This is a genomic window from Bilophila sp. 4_1_30, assembly GCF_000224655.1.
Lineage (GTDB): Bacteria > Desulfobacterota > Desulfovibrionia > Desulfovibrionales > Desulfovibrionaceae > Bilophila > Bilophila wadsworthia.
The window spans coordinates 68,252-90,383 of sequence record NZ_JH114237.1 but is presented as its reverse complement, the minus strand read 5'-3'; the positions used below and the strand labels follow the sequence as shown (position 1 = coordinate 90,383).

Genomic DNA, 22,132 nt, shown 5'->3' with positions numbered 1-22,132 from the left:
GTTACTGTGCTGTCACAGTGACGACACAACGACTGCAGGTTGTTTTCACCACGTAGCCGAAGCATTTGTATACCTTGCCCCAGACCCCGCTCTCTGTCAACCATTTTTTGGAATTTTTTCCAAAACGTTTTCTTCTCAATATCCAACCTTTTTGTTTTATTGCACTATGAGAATATGCGTTTTCCGGGATGATACTCATGAAAAAAGCCCGGAAAGAGGACTCTCCGGGCCTTCGCATCAGTTCGCTTGCACGGCTAGGCGTGATCAGGCTTGTGCAGTTCAAACGCGTCGTGCAGGGTGCGCACAGCGAGTTCGGTGTATTTTTCGTCGATCAGACAGGAAATCTTAATCTCGGACGTACTGATCATCTGGATGTTGATGTTTTCCTGCTGCAGGGCGGCGAAGGCCTTGGTCGCCACGCCGGTGTGGTTACGCATTCCCACGCCGATGACGGAGACTTTGGCGACATAGGGGTCGTGTTCCACTCCCGTACCGCCGATTCTCGCGACGATTTCCTTCATGAGCTGAATGGCTTTCTCCAGATCCTTGCGGGACACGGTGAACGTCATGTCGGTCACGCCTTCGCGGCTGGCGGTCTGGATGATCATGTCAACCATGATGCCGTTTTCGGACAGCGGCGCAAAAAGGGCGGCGGAGACGCCGGGGCGGTCAGGAACCCCGCATACGGTTACACGGGCCTGATCCTTGTCATATGCAATGCCGGAGACGAGCACGGCTTCCATCATGGCGTCCTCCTGGGCGACCAGCGTTCCCGGATCATCAGAAAACGTGGAGCGCACGTGAACGGGAACATTATACTTCTTTGCGAACTCCACAGAACGGATTTGCAATACCTTCGCACCCATGGAAGCCATTTCAAGCATTTCCTCATAGGTGACGCGATCGAGTTTGCGAGCCGTGGAGCACAGATTGGGGTCCGTCGTATAGACCCCGTCCACATCCGTATAGATTTCACACTCGCAGGAATCCAGAGCGGCGGCCAGCGCCACGGCGGACGTATCGGACCCGCCACGGCCGAGCGTGGTGATGCGCCCGTCTTCCGTCGAGCCCTGGAACCCGGCGACCACGAGCACGTCGTGCGCCTCAAGCTCCTTATGGATGCGGGAAGCATCAATGGAGAGGATGCGGGCACGGCCGAATTCATCATTCGTGATGATCGGGATCTGCCAGCCGAGCATCGAACGCGCCTTGATGCCGGAGTCCTTGAGCAACATGCTGAAAAGCGCGATCGAGGCCTGCTCGCCCGTGGAAAGCAGACTGTCCACTTCCGCCAGATCAGGCTCTGCGGCCCAACGGGTCGACAGATCCAGCAGTTTGTTGGTCTTCCCGGACTTGGCGGAAAGCACCACGACTACCTTGTATCCCTGATCCAGAGCGGCTTTCACCTTACCACGCACCATTTTTAGGCGGTCGATGTCGGCTACGGACGTCCCTCCGAATTTTTGTACCAGAATACGCATAGCTGAGTCCTTCATCGTGACCTGTGAGGCAGAAACCCTTCCTCTTTGCCGTCATTCCCCGGAATCGCGGAGACGAGCCAGTTTCTGCAATACGCAGTGCGCCGCCTTCCCATAGGGGGACAGCGTTACCAACCTGTTATTTTTGCAGACTTGAAACAGGATGTCCAGACGTTTCGGGGGCAAATTCTCGGCCGCAATCCGCTCGGCCCATTCAACGAGCACCAGTCCGGATTCCGTATCCAGCGCCTCGTCCACTTCATCGGGCAATGCGCCCTCCGAGCGGTACAGATCGCAATGGATGACGGAGGGCGTCGTGGGATAGCTGTTGCACAGGGTAAAGCTCGGGCTGGAGACTTCCGCATTCTCCCCTCCGGGCAACGCTTCGATGAAGCCGCGTGTGAACGTGGTCTTGCCTGAGCCCAGATCGCCGTAGAACAATATGATATGAACCTGCTCGCCGCCCTCGGCGTACTGTTCGTTCAGCGCCCGGCCAAGCTGCCTGCCGAACGCAACGGTCGATTCGGCATCAGGAAGGGATATATCCATAGAAAATCCTTATTGAAGAAAATCGGGGGAGATCATGAGAGCAAAACGTCCCTCGGCAGCGAAAACCCGCATGCCTCAGCTTTGCCGCCGCGTCCTTGCGGGAACGTCAGGCGAGGCCAATCCATTGAACCATCCATCTCCTCTTGAAACCATCAGAAGCGAAGATGACCGTTCCGATTACCGGAAACCTGACGGAAACTCAACGCTTCCCTGCTCCCCTCTCTGGACGGGGGCGCACGGCAGGCGGCCCAATCCGGCAGCCAGCTCCGGATATCCGGCAGTCAAAAGCCGCTGGAGCGGGAGAAGCGGAATGCGCAGAGGAGGAGGCCTGTCTTCCGAAAGGCGCCGCCCTCCCGGGATGCCTTCGACTTCCACATCTCTCACAAGAACCACTGGACGGCCGAGAAAAAAATGTATAGAGTACTCACCTCATATGGAACAACAGCACGGTCTTCTTGTGGTCGACAAGCCACGCGGGCTCTCGTCCGCCCAGTGTACCAACCGATTCAAACGGTTGGGGCAAAAAAAGATAGGACACGCAGGCACTCTGGACCCGATGGCTCAGGGTGTTCTGTTGGTGCTTCTCGGGCACGCGACCAAAATCTCCGGGTATCTCATGGCGGGAGGCGTCAAAGCCTATCAGGGCACTGTCCGGCTCGGGCAGACCACTGATACGTGGGATGCCGACGGCCAGATTACCGCCGAAGCGCCGTGGGACCATGTGACCGCCGAAGCCGTGGCCGACGTCATCGCCGGCTGGGTGGGCACGAGTGAACAGCCCGTACCGCCCTATTCGGCGGCCAAGCATCAAGGTCAGCCCCTCTACAAGCTGTCCCGGGAGGGGAAAGAAACCCCGCTCAAAATCAAGACCATCGAAATTTCGCGTGCGGAAGTCCTCAGGGTTGAGCTTCCGTACGTTACCTTCCGAGTCATTTGCAGTTCCGGCACTTACATACGGTCCCTCGCCCACAGCTTGGGGACGCGCTTGGGGTGCGGAGCCGTGCTCACGGAACTGATTCGGGAGTATAGCCACCCCTTTGGCCTCGACAGGGCTTGTCCGCTGGACACGCTGCTCGCCGAGCCCGAAACGCTGCCTGAACGGGTCATCCCCGTGACCGCCGCTCTCCCCCACTGGCCCACGATCACCGTGACCGGACAGGAAGAGGCGGACACGAAAAATGGCAAGATCCTTGTGTGGACGGAAGCGCGCCGCGCGCGCTCCAGAGCACAGGGCGGAACGGACATCCCGTGCGTTCCCGGCGCCAACGCCGTCCTGCTCTCGCCCGACGGGCAGCCTCTCGCGCTCGCCGAAGCCGTCTCCGGCGGCCCCGCATGGAAAGTGCTCAGGGGACTTTGGAACTAACGCAACCCATTCGGAGGATATCGCTGTGGTTATGGACGCCGCCCAGAAAAAGACTGTTATCGAAGCTCACGCCAAGCATGAAGGCGACACCGGCTCCCCGGAAGTCCAGGTAGCTCTGCTTACCGCCCGCATTGAAGGCCTCACCGGGCACTTCAAGGAACACAAGAAGGACTTCCACTCCCGCCGTGGCCTGCTCAAGCTCGTCGGCCAGCGCCGCAACCTGCTGAACTACCTCAAGAGCAAAGATATTCAGCGTTACCGCGCTCTCATCGAAAAGCTGGGACTGCGCAAGTAAGTGCGTTTTCGGGGGGGAGCCTTGGGCTCCCCCTTTCCACATCATCAACCTCAACCCGTCATGAGAAGGAGTTTCCGCGAACAGGATCGACGTTTGGATCGATATTGTTCCCGGAGTCTCCTTCCCGAAGAGAAAAGGATTCACCATGAGTTTTAGAAAAGCCCCCACCCGGGTTTCCGCCACCATCGGCGGCAAGGAAATCATCATTGAGACCGGCCGCGTCGCTACGCAGGCCCACGGCTCCGTTACCATCCAGTGCGGTGGCACCGTCGTGCTCGTTACCGTTTGTTCACAGCCCCTCGACTTCGACCGCGGCTTCTTCCCGCTGACCGTGGAATATTCCGAGCGCATGTATGCCGCGGGCCGTATCCCCGGCAGCTTCTTCCGCCGTGAAATCGGCCGTCCGTCCGAGCGCGAAACCCTCGTTTCCCGCCTCATCGACCGCCCGATCCGCCCGTTGTTCCCCAAGGGCCTCCCCGAAGACGTGCAGGTGCTCGCCAGCGTCATTTCCTCCGACCAGGAAAACGAATCCGACGTGCTCTCCATCACGGCCGCTTCCGCCGCCGTCATGCTGTCGCCCCTGCCCTTCGCCGAAGCCGTCGCCGGCGGACGCATCGGCCGCATCAACGGCCAGTTCATCCTGAACCCCACCGTCAAGGAAATGGCCGAAAGCGACCTGAACATCGTGTTCGCCGCTTCCGCCGACGCACTGGTCATGGTTGAAGGCGAAGCCACCTTTGTTCCCGAAGACGTGATCATCGACGCCCTCGAATGGGGCCGCAAGGAAATCCAGCCCCTCGTCGAAGCGCAGGTCAAGCTGCGCGAGCTTGCGGGCAAGGCGAAGATGGCCTTCACCCCGCAGGAAGACGACGCGGCCCTGCTCGCTCGCATCGAAGAACTTGCCGCCGGAGCCGGCCTCGAAGCCGCCATGCGCGTGCCCGAAAAGATGGCCCGCAAGGACGCCCGCAAGCTCGTGAAGGAAAAGATCGTCGAAGCCCTCAAGGCCGATCCGACCTATGGCGAAGACGAAAAGGCCCTCTCCTCCGTCGGCGACATCATCGGCCACATCGAAAAGAAGGTCGTGCGCAAGCGCATCCTTGACGAAGGCACCCGCATCGACGGACGCGACACCAAGACCGTGCGCCCCATTGAAATCCAGCCCGGCATCCTGCCCCGCGCCCACGGCTCCGCGCTGTTCACGCGCGGTGAAACGCAGTCCTTGTGCGTAACCACGCTCGGCAGCTCCACGGACAACCAGCGCATGGATTCGCTCACCGGCGACGTGACCAAGACCTTCATGCTGCACTATAACTTCCCGCCCTTCTCCGTGGGCGAAGTGAAGCCCGTCCGCGTGTCCCGCCGCGAAATCGGCCACGGCGCGCTGGCCGAAAAAGCCCTCAAGCCCATCATCCCCGCGGGCGACGGCTTCCCCTTCACCGTCCGCGTGGTGGCCGAAACGCTGGAATCCAACGGTTCCTCCTCGATGGCCGCGGTGTGCGGCGGCTGCCTGTCCCTCATGGACGCGGGCGTGCCGATTTCCGATCCGGTCGCCGGCGTGGCTATGGGCCTCATCAAGGAAGGCGACAACTTCATCGTGCTGACCGACATCCTCGGCGACGAAGATGCCCTCGGCGACATGGACTTCAAGATTGCCGGTACCGCCGAAGGCGTAACCGCCGTGCAGATGGACATCAAGATCACCGGCCTGACCACCGAGATCATGCGCAAGGCCATGCGTCAGGCGCATGAAGCCCGCCTGCATATCCTCGGCGAAATGAAGAAGGCCATCGACGGCCCCCGCGCCGAACTCTCCAAGTATGCCCCGCAACATGCCGAAGTCTTCGTGAACCCCGAAGTCATCCGCATGATCATCGGACCCGGCGGCAAGAACATCAAGGCGATCACCGCCGCCACCGGCGCTTCCGTGGACATCGAAGACAGCGGCCGCATCTCCATCTTCGCCCCCACAGCCGAATCCATGGAACAGGCCAAGGAACTGGTGCAGTACTATGACCAGCGCCCCGACCTCGGCAAGAACTACATGGGCAAGGTCCGCAAAGTGCTGGAAATCGGCGCCATTGTGGAAATCATGCCCAATGTCGAAGCCCTCGTGCACATTTCGCAGCTTGATACCAGCCGCGTGGCGCAGGCTTCCGACGTGGCCCACCTCGGCGAAGACATGCTGGTGAAGGTCATCGAAATCAACGGCGACCGCATCCGTGCCAGCCGCAAGGCCGTCCTCCTCGAAGAACAGGGCATCGAATGGAAGCCCGAGGACACCGCCCGCCCCGCCCGTGCTCCGCGCGGCGAAGGCGACCGCGATCATCGCGGTGACCGTGGGGATCGCGGCGAACGCCGCGAACGCCGTCCCCGCCGCGACTAACGAAACGAACTGAGGCCCGGCCTCGGATATCGCCGGGAAGGGTACCCCTTCCCGGTTTCCGAAAAGGAGGAAGAAGCATCATGTTTCTTCCTCCTTATTTTGATTCATGAGGGGGCACCTGTCCCCGCGTTCAAAAACCGGGGCATCTTGCCGGGATGAAAAAAGAAGCGGCACGTCCGCCCTCCCTTCCTGTACCCTGCGCCGAAACGAACGCGTTTCCAGCATCTTCTATATGAAAAACCATAATTGAATGGGGCGACGACACCACGTTCCGCCTCCGGCGTACTTTTAACGCCTCTGCCCGGTAAAAAGGACAAGAACGCTCTTGCTCTCGTCACCGTTGGCGGATATCATTTAATTCCAATTGATAGTCGACGGGGTGTTAACGTGTCTTTATCCGCAAGCCAGGCCAGTGCCACACAGAAGCTGCTGGATCATATCCGCAGTACACCCCAGAAAGACGACGCTCCCGCTTCTTTCGCCCCACCCCTCCAGAGTCCTCCGGTCGCGCCCCACCGTTCTTTGTTCGGCAAAGAGCGCTCGGTTGTGGGTATTGATGTCGGCAAGGGCAGGATCTGCCTTGTACAACGCCGCGCTGGAAGCACACCGATCCTTGAGGCCATTCAGAGCTTCAGCATCCCGGAAACCATGGACTGGGAAACACCGGGCCTCGCCGACAGGATACGCGAGGCGTTGAGCGCCTTCCTGCCTCATGGCGGACGCGACGCGGACATATGGGTCCGGCTCCCCGACGGGCAGGATGAGCTTCGCCATTACCGCATTCCCAAAGTCAGCCCTAAAGATCGCGACGCCATTGCCAAGATGACCGCGATCCGGGAAAAACCGTTCGACGAGGCCGAAAACATCTTCGACTATCGTGTGGACGCCGAAGTGCTGGACAAAGGCGTGCCCCGCCTCCCCGTCACAGCCATGATCGCCAACAAAGGCGCGGTCAACACCGTCAGGCATACGCTCGCCGCGGCCGGCGTTTCTCCGGCGGGCATCACCTCCGGGAACATCTACGCGCAAAACCTGTTCGCTTCGGGCTGGCTGTCCTCGCCGTGGGAACATTTCGCCTTCGCCGACATAGGAGAGGACTCCACTCGCATCGAGATCTTTTCCGGTACCAACATCGCGCTCAGCCGGACCATCAAAACCGGCCTGAGAAGCCTCGTCACGGCGTTGCAGGAATCCTACGGCGGCGGCCGCAAGAAAACGCCTCCGCCTCCAGTTGTGCCGCCCATGCCGCAGCACCTGCCGATGGAGGCGTTGGGCGGGGAGCTTGCCGGGCCTCACTCCGAACGGCAGCAGGCCGTTTCATCATTCACGTCGCCCTCGGACCCGTTCCCGTTGATCCTGCAGCCGGAATCCCTGCCGCTGGAGCTGTCCCTTCCACAGCTGTCCCCAATGGATATGGACATGGCTTCGGCACCTGTCGCGCCTTCCGTGCCCGCAGCGCCCCTATCCTCCCTCGCCGAAAAAATTCCGGACGATGGAATTTCCTATGAAGAAGGCCTGCACCTGCTCTGCGAAAACAGGCGCCGCACGCCCGAAGAAGAGGAACGCCTGCTTCTGCGCCTTTCCCAGCCTCTCGGGAGGTTGGCCAGGCAGCTGGAACGCACCGCCGACCACTTCCGCAACGCTATGGGAATGCCGAACATTCAGGGCGTCATTGTGTTCGCCCCCGGCGGCTGCATGGCGCTTGCGCTGAAAAAGTTCGAAACCACCCTCGGCCTCCCCTGCCGCCCGCTGCGCTTTGACGGGCAGACCACGCCCGGCGCGGCTACGGATCTGGAAAAGGCGCTGGCCAGATCCGCCGACGAAAGCCTGCTGCAATCCATCGGCCTGAGCCTCTCCGCCCCGGCGTATACGCCCAATGCGATCATGACCTACAAGGATCAGAAGAGCAGGGAACGGCAGATGCGGATCACGTTCCTTTCGATAGGGCTCACGACCGTCGTGCTCATGCTGCTTCTGGCCTTCTGCGGCAAACTGTACATGGGCTATCTGGACGAGAAAGCGCACAAGGCCGAGCTGGAAAGCCGGATTGCCTCGTGGCCCGTGCTCTACACGCCGGATCAACTCAGGAACAATCTGGCCGACACCCAGAAATGGCAGGTGCAGGCCCGGACACTGGCGAAACGCCGCATCGCCGCCGCGCTCATGACCGAACTCTCGACCTTCACCCCCGAGGCCATCCATATCACGGGTATGCGGGTTACGTTCAAGGACGTGAATCCCGGCAAGCAGGAAGCGCCGCGCGGCACAAAGAAACCATCCGAACCCGAAGAAAGCGCCGTCGCCGTGCTCACCGGAAGCGTGGTGGGCGACATGCTCCAGCGCGAGTCGCAGCTTGCGGAATTCCTCAGCCAGCTGGAGCACTCGCCGATGGTTCTGTCCCTGGTTGTGGAAAAGCAGCAGACGGATACGGAAATCCTCTCCTTCGTCGCAACGCTGAGGCTGGTGTAACATGCGTCTCCCGATCGTCCCGGCATGGTTCCCCCTCAGGGCCCTCGCGCTTCAGGGCGTGATGGCGCTGTGCGTGCTGCTGTTCTGCCTCGCCCCGCTCTGGTATGTTACGTGGAAGCTCGAAGCGGACATCAAAGAACTCGAAACCCGGATACAGGTGCAGGAAACCCTTCAGCCGCTCATGGAGGGGCTCAATGCCCGGCGCGAGGAAACCCGACGCCTTCTCGGAGCGACCAAAACCCTGCCGACGCCGGACACCCTGCCGCTCATCGTCACCTCGCTGCAGGAAATGGTCAGCCTGTCCGGGATGCAGAGCTCCCATTTCGTCCCCGCCGCCGAAACCGTCGTGGAAAAGAACCGCATCCGTCTGGACGGCACCCTTTCCGGCCCTCCCGACAATTTCCGGCGCCTTGTCCTCCTGCTGAGCGAACAGCCGTGGCTTTCCGGCATGGAATTTTTGAACGTCACCCCTTCCGGCGCGCTTCCCGCATACTCGCTGGGGATATGGGCCACGTTCACGCAACAGGCCAACACGCCGCGGCACTGATGAAGGGCTGATACGATGACGCTACGGGAAAAGATACTTTTGGCGGCCATGGGCGCCGCCGTCATGGGGGGAGGCATCCAGTTCGGCCTTTCGACGCTGCTGCCTTCCCCGGCGCCTTCCGGCACGGACAGCTCCCTGCAACAGGCCCGGGCCGTCGCCGGAGAGGTCACGGCGCGCCTGCAGGCCCTCCCGCTGTCGGACGGCCAGCGCTACATCCTCGCCTCATCGCTGCGCCCGGCCCCGCGCAACCCGTTCACCCTTCCGGCAAACGGGCTGCCGGACGCGCAGCAGGCGGCGTCCGCGAACGCCGCGGGCCTCGTCTATTCCGGCTATGTGCAGGCCGGAAAGGAAGCTCTCGCCATCATCGGCGGGCTGGAATACGGCGTGGGCGACACGCTCCCCAATACCGGCGACGTGATCCGGTTCATCGGTTCCGACGGCGTGCGCCTCTATTCGCCGTCGCGGAACGCCGAGTGGACCCTGCCCTACTCCGGGGACGACATATAAGCCGCGCCTCTCAACGAACAGCTTCGCCGCGCCCTTGCGGCGAGTGGAGAATACTATGCGACAACGGCCCGTTTCCATCCTTTGCCTCCTGGCCTTGTTCTGTCTGCTCGCGGCCTGCTCCCCCAAGCAAGACAAAAAGCAGGAGTTCATGGATCACTGGAAGCAGCTCTCGCAGGATTCGCAGGGCTATTCGCCCGCACCCTCCGATCTGCGCCCCGAGCCCCGCGTGATCATGCGCCACACGGAAAAACAGGAACAGGCCGCGTCCCGTCCCCTGCCCACCATTCCCGTCACCCTCAAGCTCCACAACGTGGATGTGGGCGTCGCCCTGCGCAGCCTCGCGGCCGCCGCCGGGGTCAACGTCATGCTCAGCCCCGGCGTGAGCGGGACGGTCAGCCTCAATGTCCAGAAATCCCCGTGGCGGGACGTGTTCCAAGGACTGCTGCGAGCCAACGGCCTGCAATACCGCTGGCAGGGCAACATCCTGCAAGTCTTGACCGCCGTGGAAAAACAGAAGGAAATCAACCTCCAGACGCTCGACAACCAGCTTGCCCAGCAGGAGCTCATCTCCCGCCAGAACTCGCCGCTCACCGTCAGCGTGGTCAGCGTGCGCTATGCCGAAGCCGCGGCCCTGCAGCAGAGCCTCACCAAATTCCTTACCGCCGCCAACGGGCAAGGCGGGCAGGCCGCCGTCATCGAAGTGGACGAACACAGCAACGCCCTGATCATACAGGCCACGGAACAGGATCAGCAGCGCATCATCCGGCTTGTGGACAACCTCGACCGCCCGCGTCCGCAGGTCCACCTCAAGGCCTACATCGTGGAAGCCACCAAGGAAACCGCCCGCGAACTCGGCGTGCAGTGGGGCGGCGTCTGGCGTTCCGGTTCCTTCAACAACGGCAACCACGCGTGGATCGGCTCCGGCGCGTCCGGCACGCAGGGGCAGGACCCCGTCACCGGCGGCCTGACCGGAACGCACGGCTCCGGCCTCGGCGGCGCGCCTTTCGGCCTCGACTATTCCGGCATCGCCTCCAACGACATGGGCTCCCTCGGCTTCCTGTTCGGCAAGGTCGGCGGCAGTATGCTCGAAGTCCAGCTCAACCTCATGGAAAAGGACGGCAACATCAACATCCTGTCCTCGCCCTCCATCACCACGCTGGACAACAAGATGGCCTACACCGAGAACGGCGAAAAGGTCCCCTATGTTTCCACAAGCAACATGGGCGACCGCGAGGTCAAGTTCGAAGACGCGGTCCTGCGCCTCGAGATGACGCCCAACGTCATCGACGGCGACAACCTCAAGCTCAAAGTGCTGGTCAAGAAGGACGAAGTGGACACCTCCCGTTCCGTGGACGGCAATCCCTTCATCATCAAGAAGCAGACCGAAACGACCCTCATCATGCGCAACGGCGAAACCGTGGTCATCTCCGGCCTGACCAAGGAAAAGGGGACGGACATCAACGCGGGCGTTCCCGGGCTCAAGGACATCCCCGGCGGCAAGTACGTCTTCGGCCACGAGAGCAAGGGCAAGACGATGGAGGAAGTGCTTATCTTCATCACGCCGGAAATCCTGCCCACGCGGGAACTGCCGCCGCTCCCGTCCGCGCCTTCCATGAGCGAAAGCCCTTCGCTCCGGAACGGGGCGCTTCCCGCGCCCTCGGCCGGGGCCGCGAGGAGATAGCCCATGCATACACGAATGAGACTCGGCGAGCTGCTGCTGGCCTCCGGCCTGCTCAGCGCCGACCAGCTTGAAGCAGCCCTCCAAGGCCAGCGCAGCAGCGGCATGAAGCTCGGCGAGTACCTGATCAAACAGGGCATCTGCCGCGAGAGCGACGTCGTGGACGCCGTGTGCCGCCAAACCGGCATCGAACGCTACACGCCCTCCCGCTTCCCGCTGAACCTGTCCCTCTCCGACCGCCTGCCCGCCGACGTGGCGCAGCGCACCAATGCCGTCCCCCTGCTCATCCGCGGGGATGTGCTGGTCGTGGCGATGATGGACCCGCTGGATATCGACGCGCTGGACCGCATTGAAATCGTCACGGACCGCGAAGTGGAGCCGGTCATGTGCCTCCGGCAGGAGTTCACCCAGCTCTACGCCGCGCTGTACGGCCATTTCAACACGATGGACGGGGTGATGGAGAGCTTTACCGCTCTGCCCGATCAGCCCGTGGCGTCCGACGACCTGCTCATCGCCAGTGAAACGCCCAAAGACGAGCTCGGCCAGCCCGACGAAGCCCCGGTGGTCCGCCTCGTCAACTCCATCCTGACGCAGGCGGTGCGCGAATCGGCGAGCGACATCCACATCAGCCCGGAAAAGGATTCCATCCAGATCCGTTTCCGCATCGACGGCAAGCTCCGCAAAACGCCTTCGCCCCCGAAAAGCGTCGGGGCCTCCATCGTCTCGCGCATCAAGATTTTGGCGAATATGGACATCTCCATTACCCGCGTGCCGCAGGACGGGCGCTTCACCATGATGGTGGACCGCCGGGAAATCAACGTCCGCGTCTCCACCCTGCCGACCATCTACGGCGAAAACGTGGTCATGCGTCTGCTCGACATGAGTACCAACCACGTCTACACGCTGGACAAGCTCGGTATGAGCGACAAGGACTGCAAGACCATTTCCCAAACGATCGAAAGGCCCTACGGCATGATCCTGTCCACCGGCCCCACCGGGAGCGGCAAGAGCACAAGCCTCTATTCCATCCTCCAGCTTCTCAACAAGCCGGACGTGAACGCCATCACGCTTGAAGATCCCGTCGAATACCGCATTGACGGCATCCGGCAGGTACAGCTCAACGTCCGGGCGGGCATGACCTTCGCCTCCGGCCTGCGCTCCATCCTGCGCCAGGACCCGGACGTGATTATGGTGGGCGAAATCCGCGACAGCGAAACTGCGCAGATCGCCGTGCAGGCGGCCCTCACCGGGCACCTCGTGCTGTCCACCCTGCACACCAACGACGCGCCCGGCGCGGTTTCCCGGCTCATGGAAATGCACATCGAGCCTTATCTCGTCGCTTCCGTGCTCCTCTGCTCGTTTGCCCAGCGCCTTGTCCGCAAAGTGTGCCCCCATTGCGCCGAGCCCTATGATCCGCCCCGCGCCCTGCTCGGGCTTTTCGGGATCAAGGACGCGGAAGGGGCAACCTTCCGGCGCGGGAAAGGCTGCTACCACTGCGGGAACACGGGCTATTTGGGCCGGATCGGTATTTTCGAAGTGATGCCCGTGACGCCGGAAATCCAGGAAGCCATTGTCCGCCGGGCCCACGCGCAGGAGATTTCCGCCATCGCCCAGCGGCAGGGCGTCATGAACACCCTCGCTCAGGACGCGGCCCGCAAGGTCCGCGCCGGGATCACCACCGTCGAGGAAGCCCTCCGCGCCGCTATGGTGTAGGGGGACCGGAAGAGAGCATCGGGGGAGGGAAACCTTTCTGAAGAAGGGTTTCCCCTCCCCCCGTCCCCCTCCCTTCCCAAGACTTTCGACTGGTGGGGAGGCCGCACGGAGGGAGTCCCTGTCGGGCGAATATTGAAAAAGGATACTCATGGCGGACCAAAAACATACGTATGCCTACCGGGCGATCAATGACGAAGGCGTGACGCTCACCGGCGATATTGAGGCCGAAAGCGCGGAACAGGCGCGTCAGGCGCTGCTTGGCCGCGGCCTCATGCCGACCGAGGTTACCCGTCGGGACGGCCCCTTGAAGAGCAAACGCTTCCAAAAATTCTTCCAGAAGCCGGTCACCTACAAACAGATCATCCTGTTCAGCAAACAGTTCCGCACGTTGTTCAACGCAGGCGTCTCCATCACGCAGCTTTTGGGCATCCTCCAGACGCAGACGGAAAACCCCACGCTCAAAGCCGCCACGGCGGACATCGCGCAGCAGGTAAGCACGGGCGGTACGCTGTATAACGCGTTCCGGTCGCATCCGGATATTTTCTCCCCGCTCTACTGCTCCATGATCCGGGCTGGCGAATTCAGCGGCTCGATGGGCGACGTGCTGGATCGCCTCACGTACCTGCTGGAGCACGAAAACAAGATCCGCAACGACGTGAAATCGGCCCTGCGTTATCCCAAAATCGTGCTGATCACGCTGGCCGGAGCCTTTTTCTTCCTCCTCAACTGGGTGGTCCCGAGCTTCGCCAAGCTGTTCGTCAACGCCAAAATCGAACTGCCGTGGCCGACGCGCATGGCCCTTGCCATGAATACCGCGCTGTCCGACTACTGGTACCTGCTGCTGGCGGCTGCCGTCGGCATGTTCTTCGGGGTGCGTTGGTGGATACGGACAAGCCGGGGCCGCTACCTGTGGGCCCGGACGCTGCTCACCCTCCCTCTCGTCGGCAAGGTCGTCCAGATGTCGATCATGGCCCGCTTTGCCGCCATCTTTTCCATCCTCCAGCGCAGCGGCGTCAGTATCCTCGATTCATTGGATATTCTTTCAGAGACCATCAACAATGCCGCACTGGAGCGGGAATTCTCCACCATCAAGGAAAAACTCCGATCAGGCCAAGGCATCGCGGAACCGCTCAGCACCGCACGCTATTTCACGCCGCTGACCATCAACATGGTCGCCGTCGGCGAAGGCGCCGGCAATCTCGAGACCATGCTTGAGGACCTCGCCGCCCACTATGACGAAGAGGTCGAGTACGCCGTGGGTGAAATGACCGAAGCCATCGGCCCCATCCTCATCGTCGTTCTCGCCGCCGTCGTCGGCTTCTTCGCCCTCGCCATCTTCATGCCCATGTGGGACATGACCAAGCTGGCATCCGGCGGGCGTTAAGGCCGGATAAAGAAACCAAAGGAAGGCCCCTTTCACAGGACAGGGCCTTCCCTCCTTTCAACGGCTTTTCTCTTTATGGAGCCCTTTTTTCTTTTTCTGTGGCTAGGATTCCATTATGCCGTTGCCCCCGCACGCTTCTGTCGGCGAACCGGGGGACGGAAACCTCCGCATGGGGCATCACACTCCACCGATCTTCATTAGCCGTTACGAAAGTCCTCACCGCCCCCTCCAATATTCTTTTCCGCCCATACCCCTCTCCAAAAAAAGGGTTTATTGCGGAAAGGAATATTGCTATACCTGCGGGGAGCGGGCATTGGCCCACGGGGGGGAGATGAACACATCCATTCCATGCTACGGCATCATTCCAGCGCGTTACGATTCTTCGCGTTTTCCGGGAAAACCGCTTGCCGATATTTGGGGACGCCCCATGTTCTGGCATGTCTACGCCCACGCGAAACGAGCTTCGGTGCTCAGGAACATCGTACTCGCCACGGACGACGAGCGCATTGCGGAAGCCGCCCTTGAATGGGAAATCCCCTGCGTCATGACCCGCCGCGACCACGCCAGCGGAACGGATCGGGTTTTCGAGGCCGCTTCAAAGCTCGGCGTCGAGCCCCACGCCGTCATCGTGAACATACAGGGCGACGAGCCCGCGCTGGACCCCGCCGTCATCGAGCAGCTCGTAAGGCCTTTCCTTGACGGAACGGTACAGGTGAGTACCCTCGCCACGCCGATTTCGCCGGAACGTGCGGCTTCCCCCAATCAGGTGAAGGTCGTGACGGCGGCCAACGGCGACGCGCTGTATTTTTCCCGCTCGCGCATCCCTTTCGACCGCGAGGGCGGGGACGGTGAAATTTTGGGGCACATCGGCCTGTATGCATTCCGCATGGGGGCGCTGGAACGGTTCGTCAGCCTGCCGCAGTCTCCGCTGGAAAAGCGGGAAAAACTGGAGCAGCTGCGCTTTTTGGAAAACGGCGTCCCGATCCGCGTGGTCCGCGTGGAAGGCTACGAAGCCCACGGCGTGGACACGCCGGAAGATCTGGAAACCATCCGCGAACTGCTCGCGGAGCACACCTGCAAAAGCTGCGTCCGTTAATACGGGTGCATACGCGACTTTGACAAATGCAACGGCGGGACTGCCGCCACGCTTCAACATAACGGAGACGGAATGAAGGCGCTATTGGCTCTTGAAGACGGTTTTGTACTTGAAGGACGTTCCTTTACCGGCCCCTGCGAGGGCGGCGGGGAAGTCATTTTCAACACCGGCATGACCGGGTATCAGGAGATCCTTACCGATCCCTCCTATTACGGCCAGATGGTGTGCATGACGTGGCCCCTGATCGGCAACTACGGGATCAGTGCCGAAGACATGGAGTCCGGCAAGGTCCACGCCGCGGCCCTCATCGTCAAGGAGTGCTGCAAGACGCCCTCCAACTGGCGCTCCGTGTGTTCCCTGCCCGACTTTCTGCAACAGCACGGCGTCCCCGGCATCGAGGGCATCGACACCCGCGCCCTGACCCGCCACCTGCGTATGCACGGAGCCATGCGCGGCATGGTTTCCACCTCCATCACCGATCCCGCCGAACTCGTCATGCAGGCGAAGTCCCTGCCTTCGATGGAAGGCCAGAACCTCGTCACCCGCGTGATGCCCGCTACGCCGTGGAAGTGGACCGGCAACGGCGGCGTCCCCGCCGAACTCAACGCCGACGGCTCCTACAACTGGCCGGGCGAAGGCCCGCGCCTCGTCGCCTACGACTTCGGCATCAAGTGGAACATCCTGCGCCTTCTGACCGAGCAGGGCTTCGACGTGCTGGTCGTTCCGCCGTCCTTCACCGCCGAACAGGTCAAGGCCAGCGGCGCTCAGGCCGTGTTCCTGTCCAACGGCCCCGGCGACCCGGCGACCCTCACCGACGAAATCGTGACCATCAAGAAGCTTGTCGAAAGCTATCCCGTGGCGGGCATCTGCCTCGGCCATCAGCTTCTCGGCCACGCTCTGGGCGGCACGACCCGCAAGCTGAAATTCGGCCACCACGGCTGTAACCACCCGGTTAAAGACCTCTCTACCGGGCATGTGGAAATCTCTTCCCAGAACCACGGTTTCTGTGTGGATATCGACAACGTTTCCGATGTGGTCGTCACGCACGTAAACCTGAACGACGGCACGCTGGAAGGTTTTGCCCACAAGACCAAGCCCATCCTCGCCGTGCAGCACCACCCCGAGGCCTGCCCCGGCCCCATCGACAGCCAGTATTTCTTCGCCCGCTTCCGCGGCATGGTCCGCGACGCGGTAGGGTTCTAGGGTTTTTATTGGGGAGGAGGAGAACTTTTCTGGAGAAGGGGGGAGTACCCCACGGTTCCCTCTCCCTTCCCCAAACCTGCCAATACGGCTCGTCCTCCCTCCTCTCCCAAAACTTTTGGCCTTATTGAATCTCTGTTGAGCGGATTTCCCTGCATATCCAGACGCCTGAGCGGTCTCGTTCAGGCGTTTTCCTCAAACGGAAGGCTCTCTTCCTCCGCTGGAACGAACTCCCTCCGCACAGCCTCCCCCACCAGCCCAACTGTTTGGGAAGATGAGGGATGGGGGTCCGGGGGAGGGAAGAAGGCGCCCTTTTCAAGTTTTTTCTTCTCCCTCCCCCGGTTATCTCACAAAGGAATTTCCCATGAGCAAACGAACCCTTGGCGTCGTCTTTTTCCCGGCGTTCGACTGGGCGATCAGCCCGACGCATCCGGAACGTGAAGAGCGCCTGCTGTATACGCAGGATCAGCTCCGCGAGGAGGGGTTGTTCGACCTTCCGGGCATTACCGAGTACAAACCCGGCGTGGCCACGTATGAAGATATCGAGCGGGTGCACTTCTGCCTGCCGGACGTCGGGCGCGTGTGCTCCGCATCGCACCTCGCCTCGGCGGGAGGCGCCATCCGGGCCGGGGAACTCGTGCTTTCCGGGGAACGCGAGCAGGCCTTCGCCTTGGTGCGGCCTCCGGGACATCACGCCATGCGCGTCACCCACGGCAACCGCGGCTTCTGCAACGTGAACATGGAAGCCGTGATGATCGAAAACCTGCGCCGCCGCTTCGGGCCGCTGCGTGTGGCCATCGTCGATACCGACTGCCATCATGGAGACGGTACGCAGGACATCTATTGGAACGATCCTGATACGCTGTTCATTTCGATGCATCAGGACGGCAGGACGCTGTATCCCGGCACGGGGTTTCTGCCGGAATGCGGCGGCCCCGGCGCGCTCGGACGGACGGTGAACATCCCTCTCCCGCCCGGAACCGGAGACGAAGGTTACTTATACGTCACAAAAAACGTGGTGCTGCCGTTATTGGAGGCGTTCAAACCCGACCTGGTGATCAACTCGGCGGGGCAAGACAACCACTACACCGATCCCCTCACCAATATGCAGCTTTCCGCGCACGGCTACGCCGCCATGAACGCGCTCCTCAACCCGCATATAGCCGTACTTGAGGGCGGTTACTCCATCCGCGGCGCCCTGCCCTACGTCAACCTCGGCATCTGCCTCGCGTTGGCGGGCCTGCCGTTCGAACACGTCCATGAGCCGGATCACGACGCCAAGGCGCTCAAGCAGCGCCCGCAAGTCACGGAATACATTTCGCGCCTCTGTGACGATGTTCTGAATCAGTACCACAACCCGCCGTCCCGCCCCTCCGAAGGCCATCGTGACGGCGAGTGGTGGCGGCGCGAACGGGACATCTATTACGACACCGACGGCCTCAGCGAACACCAGAATGAAGGCATACGGCTCTGCCCCGATTGCCCCGGACTGACCTGCATCGAAACATCGTCGGATCGCGTCGATAAAAGCCTGTGCCTGCTTTTGCCTCGCAACGCCTGCCCGCATTGCCGGGAGCTTGCTCATCGCCTCGTGGAAACGACCGGTAAAAAATCAGGCCGCTACGCGCACGTCTTGTGCATCGGCGGCCAATAAACGCAAAAAGAGCCTCCCCTTCTTCGAAAATGGGAGGCTCTCTCTTATTATATGCTAATCGCAAAAAGGTTCTTCAAAGTCGATTGCGTATATCCCATTGTTCGCTTCATTCATCGCCGTGACCTTGTTGCTCACGTAGGTGACTTTCCAATCCGTGCCATAGCCCGCCGCGTCATCATCCTTACCAAAAGCTTCTATCTTCGCAGCGTTCAACGCATCGCTGCACGTCTTGCCGCCGCCAAGCAACTCTTTGGAAAATTTCATATTATACCGGGCAATAGCCTCGGCAGCAACAGCAGCGGCGGCTTTGTCTGCCGCCTCTTTTTGCAGATCATAGTATTTCGGCACCGCGACCGCGGCGAGAATGCCCAAAATGACCAGTACCGAAATAATTTCAATAAGCGTAAATCCCAACTGCCCTTTCTTAGTTTTTTGCATACATTTCCCTCAACATACAACGATATGAATAATGAAACAAAGAAAGGCGTATCAATAATACCTATACATTATTTTGTCTATATCAGTTGAGAAAAATAGATTAATGCATATTTATCAGTTCAAAAGAGTTCATCTTTAATCGTGCATCCACGATGGGAAAGCCAAAACGCATTCTCTTTTCCATTATACTTTATCGATTACACAAAGTTCTTTTTAAAAAGGGAAAACGGTTCATAGCCTCTTGGTAAAAACCATCCATATTGATGCGCCAGGCAACAGATTTATATTTATAGATGAATAATTATTAGTTTTTTTCTGGTATTCCTTCTGCGAGAAGGACCTCTCTCCACGGGGAAACCCCATTTCCCCTGTCACATGGCCTTTGAAACGCTCAGACCTAAACGGGTCAGGCGCAACAACACGCAGTAAAGCCAAAGCCACCAATACTCTCCATTGAGCTTACCTTGCTGTGATGCCGCCGCACATAGGGGGAATGTCCTATGCCCTTTCAAAGAGAAGCCCCATGACTCCTCGGCGAAAGAGTAAAGGCCCCGCGACACATCTCCACTCCCGAACTCGGGACGAAAACAAGACCGGCTTCTCCATATTTCACTCAGAGCCGCACACGGCTGTCTAACCGGGTGGGCAGATGGCGCGGCATGGTGTACAACAAGGAACAATCATGTAACCGCAAAGAGGAAGCCATGCCCGTCGTCAATCATTCGTCCTACAATTCTCCCATATGGTTGCGGAATGGTCACTTACAGACCATCTGGCCCGTGCTGTTCCGCAATCCTCCCTTGCCTTCTCTCTGGCGCGAACGCCTTGAGACCCCGGACGGCGACTTCATCGACATAGATCATATCCCCGCCTGCGCGGGCATCCGTTCCGGGCGTGTGGCCATTTTGTCGCACGGCCTCGAAGGAAACAGCACACGCCGGTATATGCTTGGCATGGCCGAAGCGCTCAACCGCCGAGGATGGGATGTGGTGGCCCGGAATTTCAGGGGTTGCTCCGGCGAAATGAACCACACGCTTCAGCTCTACCACGGCGGGGAAACGAACGATCTGCACCTTGTCGTGCAGTACTGCATCTCCCTCGGCTACGGGAGCATCGTACTTGTGGGGTTCAGCATGGGCGGCAATCAAACGCTCAAGTATCTCGGGGAGCGCGACCGGGCTATCCCTTCACAAGTAAGCGCCGCCGTCGCCGTTTCCGTCCCGTGCGACATGGAAGGCGCGGCGGAAGTCCTTTCGCTGCCCTCCCGGGCTCCGTACATGGCCTATTTTCTGCGGACGCTGCGGCGGAAGGTCGAAGAAAAACATTCCCGCTTTCCCGATCGCATCGATATCGACGGGCTCGACCGCATCCGTACGTTCAGCGAATTCGACGATCGCTATACCGCCCCGCTGCACGGCTTCGATTCCGCACGCCATTATTGGCGGGAAAGCGGCTGCCTGCGTTTTCTGGAGCATATTGATGTGCCTTTTCTTCTGATCAATGCCTCGGACGACCCGTTCCTTTCGCCGGATTGCTATCCGAGCCGCATTGCGGAAGCGAATGCGGCCATGACGCTGGAAATGCCCCCTTGGGGCGGGCACGTCGGCTTCGTCACGCCGGGACAGGAACTCTATTGGTCCGAGAAGCGTGCGGCGGATTTTCTGGAATATATTTGTGGGAGCGTCCATGAAGTCATACAGTAACGCATCAGGCATCCCTCCAGCGGTACGGAGCGTGTTCTCCGCTCCGCCGCAAACCAAAGAAAAGGCCCTTTCGTAAGAAAGGGCCTTTTCTTTTATGCTCATCCACCGCGGCAGAGAGCCTTCCGGAGCTGTTGCAGAAAATCATGCCGAGGGATACATTCCGCGCCGTAACGCATGATGTGGTCCGTTGCCATCTGGCAATCGACCAATTGGCAATGCCGCGCTTTCAGCCATTCCATCAGGCTGACCAGCGCCAGCTTGGACGCATGGGGGCGCAGGTGGAACATGGATTCCCCGAAAAACGCCCTCCCGAGCCCGACGCCGTACAGGCCGCCCACGAGCGTATTTCCGGCCGCATCATGCTCCCACACTTCAACGGAATGGGCAAAACCCAGTTCGTGCAGGCTGGCGTAGGCATCCACCATTTCGGGCATGATCCACGTCCCGTCCTGATCCGGGCGCGGCGTAGCCGCGCATCCCGTCATGACGTCGCAAAAGGCCTGATTGACGGTCACGGAAAAGCCGCACTTGCGTATTTCCTTACGGACGGTATGCGGGATACGGAATTTTTCAGGAAACAGGACGCACCGGGGATCGGGGGACCACCAGAGCAAAGGCTGGCCTTCCCCGTACCACGGGAAAATCCCGGCGCCGTAGGCCGCCAGCAAACGGCGGACGCTCAGGTCGCCGCCGACCGCCACAAGGCCTTCGGGATCGGCCCCTTCCGGATCAGGAAACAGTTCCGGGTAATCGGGATGCAAGCGGTATATCATACGCCGCGCTCCCGCAGGGGAAGATACCCCGTATATGGGAAGGGGGACCTTAGCCTTCTGTCGGCTTTCAACATCAATGTGTAACTCAGCTCCGGGGAAGTTTTCATGCTCCTGACCGTATCTCTCCTCTGCATCGTCACCTTTATTGCCGGCCTCATCGACAGCATCGCCGGGGGCGGCGGGCTGCTCAGGCTGCCCGCCGTCCTGATCGCGGGTTTTTCGCCGCAACAGGCCCTCGGCACCAACAAGTTCGTCGGCGCGATAGGCACGGGCGCGGCCATGCTCAACTTCGCCCGCAAGGGGCTCATCCTGTGGAAGCTGGCATTCATCGGCATCCCCTGCGCTCTGCTCGGCTCGGCGGCAGGCAGCAAGTGCATCCTCGCCTTCGATCCCCAGACTGCCGGGAAAATCCTGATCGCCCTGCTCCCCGTAGCGGCCATGATAACCCTGATCCCCCGGCGCTCCAAGTCGTGCAAGGACAGTTTCACCTCAAAAGACGTCTACCTGCTGACCCCGCTCATCTGTTTCAGCGTCGGTTTTTACGACGGCTTTTTCGGACCCGGCGCGGGCAGTTTCTTCATCATCGCCTTCAACGTCTGTCTGCGCATGAATCTCATTCAGGCTTCCGCGCTGACCAAAGTCTTCAACCTCTCCTCGAACCTCGGGTCGCTGTTCGTCTTCCTGTATCACGGCGACGTGCTTTTTCTCTACGCCATCCCCATGACCGTGGCCGACGTGCTCGGCAACCTCGCCGGCAGCCAGCTCGCCATCCGTACCGGCCCGACCATCGTTCGCCGCTTTCTGCTCCTCTCGCTTGTCATTTTGTTCGTTTCCCTTATTTGGAAGTATTATTTCGCAGGGTAGGAGGAATGAGGGAATTGGAGGGGGGAAGAGGGGACTTT

General features: G+C 60.5%; 18 protein-coding genes. 14 read left to right on the top strand and 4 right to left on the bottom strand.

The window, feature by feature from the left end:
• Positions 1–254 precede the first annotated feature (254 nt).
• The gene (locus HMPREF0178_RS19520) at positions 255–1,481 is read right to left on the bottom strand and encodes an aspartate kinase (RefSeq protein ID WP_005030572.1); all 1,227 of its coding nucleotides are present in this window, start codon (positions 1,479–1,481) and stop codon (positions 255–257) included.
• 51 nt (positions 1,482–1,532) lie between these two features.
• Positions 1,533–2,027, bottom strand: coding sequence for a tRNA (adenosine(37)-N6)-threonylcarbamoyltransferase complex ATPase subunit type 1 TsaE (gene tsaE, locus HMPREF0178_RS19515; RefSeq protein ID WP_009369259.1), 495 nt, complete (start codon positions 2,025–2,027; stop codon positions 1,533–1,535).
• A gap of 433 nt (positions 2,028–2,460) precedes the next feature.
• Between tsaE and truB the strand changes: the two genes are divergently transcribed.
• From truB to HMPREF0178_RS19455, 12 genes are all read left to right on the top strand, one after another.
• Positions 2,461–3,390 (top strand): tRNA pseudouridine(55) synthase TruB, encoded by a 930-nt coding sequence (gene truB, locus HMPREF0178_RS19510; protein ID WP_009369258.1) that lies wholly within the window; start codon positions 2,461–2,463, stop codon positions 3,388–3,390.
• A 31-nt stretch (positions 3,391–3,421) separates the two neighbouring features.
• On the top strand, positions 3,422–3,685 hold the full coding sequence (gene rpsO / locus HMPREF0178_RS19505; protein WP_264476212.1) for a 30S ribosomal protein S15: 264 nt from the start codon (positions 3,422–3,424) through the stop codon (positions 3,683–3,685).
• 145 nt (positions 3,686–3,830) lie between these two features.
• Complete coding sequence (pnp, locus tag HMPREF0178_RS19500) at positions 3,831–6,068, top strand: polyribonucleotide nucleotidyltransferase (protein WP_009369257.1); 2,238 nt, start codon at positions 3,831–3,833, stop codon at positions 6,066–6,068.
• A 387-nt stretch (positions 6,069–6,455) separates the two neighbouring features.
• A complete protein-coding gene (locus HMPREF0178_RS19495; RefSeq protein ID WP_009369256.1) occupies positions 6,456–8,537 on the top strand; it encodes a hypothetical protein in 2,082 nt (693 codons plus the stop codon).
• Position 8,538: 1 nt separating this feature from the next.
• Positions 8,539–9,084, top strand: coding sequence for a hypothetical protein (locus HMPREF0178_RS19490; RefSeq protein ID WP_009369255.1), 546 nt, complete (start codon positions 8,539–8,541; stop codon positions 9,082–9,084).
• Positions 9,085–9,099: 15 nt separating this feature from the next.
• Complete coding sequence (locus HMPREF0178_RS19485) at positions 9,100–9,591, top strand: hypothetical protein (RefSeq protein WP_009369254.1); 492 nt, start codon at positions 9,100–9,102, stop codon at positions 9,589–9,591.
• A 55-nt stretch (positions 9,592–9,646) separates the two neighbouring features.
• The gene (pilQ, locus tag HMPREF0178_RS19480) at positions 9,647–11,272 is read left to right on the top strand and encodes a type IV pilus secretin PilQ (protein WP_005030555.1); all 1,626 of its coding nucleotides are present in this window, start codon (positions 9,647–9,649) and stop codon (positions 11,270–11,272) included.
• 3 nt (positions 11,273–11,275) lie between these two features.
• Entirely contained in the window at positions 11,276–12,982 is a 1,707-nt protein-coding gene (locus tag HMPREF0178_RS19475; protein WP_009369253.1) for a GspE/PulE family protein, read from the top strand.
• A 148-nt stretch (positions 12,983–13,130) separates the two neighbouring features.
• Complete coding sequence (locus HMPREF0178_RS19470; RefSeq protein ID WP_005030551.1) at positions 13,131–14,366, top strand: type II secretion system F family protein; 1,236 nt, start codon at positions 13,131–13,133, stop codon at positions 14,364–14,366.
• A gap of 331 nt (positions 14,367–14,697) precedes the next feature.
• Positions 14,698–15,462: a 3-deoxy-manno-octulosonate cytidylyltransferase gene (gene kdsB, locus HMPREF0178_RS19465; RefSeq protein ID WP_005030549.1), complete on the top strand. Its 765-nt coding sequence runs from the start codon at positions 14,698–14,700 to the stop codon at positions 15,460–15,462.
• Positions 15,463–15,534: 72 nt separating this feature from the next.
• A complete protein-coding gene (gene carA, locus HMPREF0178_RS19460; RefSeq protein ID WP_009369251.1) occupies positions 15,535–16,665 on the top strand; it encodes a glutamine-hydrolyzing carbamoyl-phosphate synthase small subunit in 1,131 nt (376 codons plus the stop codon).
• Between the two features lie 361 nt (positions 16,666–17,026).
• Complete coding sequence (locus HMPREF0178_RS19455; protein ID WP_009369250.1) at positions 17,027–18,316, top strand: histone deacetylase; 1,290 nt, start codon at positions 17,027–17,029, stop codon at positions 18,314–18,316.
• Positions 18,317–18,370: 54 nt separating this feature from the next.
• Here HMPREF0178_RS19455 and HMPREF0178_RS19450 read toward each other — a convergent pair whose 3' ends face one another.
• Entirely contained in the window at positions 18,371–18,754 is a 384-nt protein-coding gene (locus HMPREF0178_RS19450; RefSeq protein ID WP_009369249.1) for a Tfp pilus assembly protein FimT/FimU, read from the bottom strand.
• Positions 18,755–19,458: 704 nt separating this feature from the next.
• Here HMPREF0178_RS19450 and HMPREF0178_RS19445 point away from each other — a divergent pair.
• The gene (locus tag HMPREF0178_RS19445; RefSeq protein ID WP_009369248.1) at positions 19,459–20,457 is read left to right on the top strand and encodes a YheT family hydrolase; all 999 of its coding nucleotides are present in this window, start codon (positions 19,459–19,461) and stop codon (positions 20,455–20,457) included.
• Positions 20,458–20,555: 98 nt separating this feature from the next.
• Here HMPREF0178_RS19445 and aat read toward each other — a convergent pair whose 3' ends face one another.
• Positions 20,556–21,230 (bottom strand): leucyl/phenylalanyl-tRNA--protein transferase, encoded by a 675-nt coding sequence (gene aat / locus HMPREF0178_RS19440; RefSeq protein ID WP_009369247.1) that lies wholly within the window; start codon positions 21,228–21,230, stop codon positions 20,556–20,558.
• Positions 21,231–21,335: 105 nt separating this feature from the next.
• Here aat and HMPREF0178_RS19435 point away from each other — a divergent pair, with 105 nt between their 5' ends.
• On the top strand, positions 21,336–22,094 hold the full coding sequence (locus HMPREF0178_RS19435; protein WP_009369246.1) for a TSUP family transporter: 759 nt from the start codon (positions 21,336–21,338) through the stop codon (positions 22,092–22,094).
• Positions 22,095–22,132 lie beyond the last annotated feature (38 nt).

Coding starts and splice junctions, on each gene's coding strand:
- carA (WP_009369251.1), top strand. CDS start 15,535: ATGAAGGCGCTATTGGCTCTTGAAGACGGTTTTGTACTTGAAGGACGT.
- truB (WP_009369258.1), top strand. CDS start 2,461: ATGGAACAACAGCACGGTCTTCTTGTGGTCGACAAGCCACGCGGGCTC.
- tsaE (WP_009369259.1), bottom strand. CDS start 2,027: ATGGATATATCCCTTCCTGATGCCGAATCGACCGTTGCGTTCGGCAGG.
- HMPREF0178_RS19435 (WP_009369246.1), top strand. CDS start 21,336: ATGCTCCTGACCGTATCTCTCCTCTGCATCGTCACCTTTATTGCCGGC.
- HMPREF0178_RS19450 (WP_009369249.1), bottom strand. CDS start 18,754: ATGCAAAAAACTAAGAAAGGGCAGTTGGGATTTACGCTTATTGAAATT.
- pilQ (WP_005030555.1), top strand. CDS start 9,647: ATGCGACAACGGCCCGTTTCCATCCTTTGCCTCCTGGCCTTGTTCTGT.
- HMPREF0178_RS19445 (WP_009369248.1), top strand. CDS start 19,459: ATGCCCGTCGTCAATCATTCGTCCTACAATTCTCCCATATGGTTGCGG.
- kdsB (WP_005030549.1), top strand. CDS start 14,698: ATGAACACATCCATTCCATGCTACGGCATCATTCCAGCGCGTTACGAT.
- HMPREF0178_RS19520 (WP_005030572.1), bottom strand. CDS start 1,481: ATGCGTATTCTGGTACAAAAATTCGGAGGGACGTCCGTAGCCGACATC.
- HMPREF0178_RS19490 (WP_009369255.1), top strand. CDS start 8,539: ATGCGTCTCCCGATCGTCCCGGCATGGTTCCCCCTCAGGGCCCTCGCG.
- HMPREF0178_RS19455 (WP_009369250.1), top strand. CDS start 17,027: ATGAGCAAACGAACCCTTGGCGTCGTCTTTTTCCCGGCGTTCGACTGG.
- pnp (WP_009369257.1), top strand. CDS start 3,831: ATGAGTTTTAGAAAAGCCCCCACCCGGGTTTCCGCCACCATCGGCGGC.
- HMPREF0178_RS19470 (WP_005030551.1), top strand. CDS start 13,131: ATGGCGGACCAAAAACATACGTATGCCTACCGGGCGATCAATGACGAA.
- HMPREF0178_RS19485 (WP_009369254.1), top strand. CDS start 9,100: ATGACGCTACGGGAAAAGATACTTTTGGCGGCCATGGGCGCCGCCGTC.
- HMPREF0178_RS19475 (WP_009369253.1), top strand. CDS start 11,276: ATGCATACACGAATGAGACTCGGCGAGCTGCTGCTGGCCTCCGGCCTG.
- aat (WP_009369247.1), bottom strand. CDS start 21,230: ATGATATACCGCTTGCATCCCGATTACCCGGAACTGTTTCCTGATCCG.
- rpsO (WP_264476212.1), top strand. CDS start 3,422: ATGGACGCCGCCCAGAAAAAGACTGTTATCGAAGCTCACGCCAAGCAT.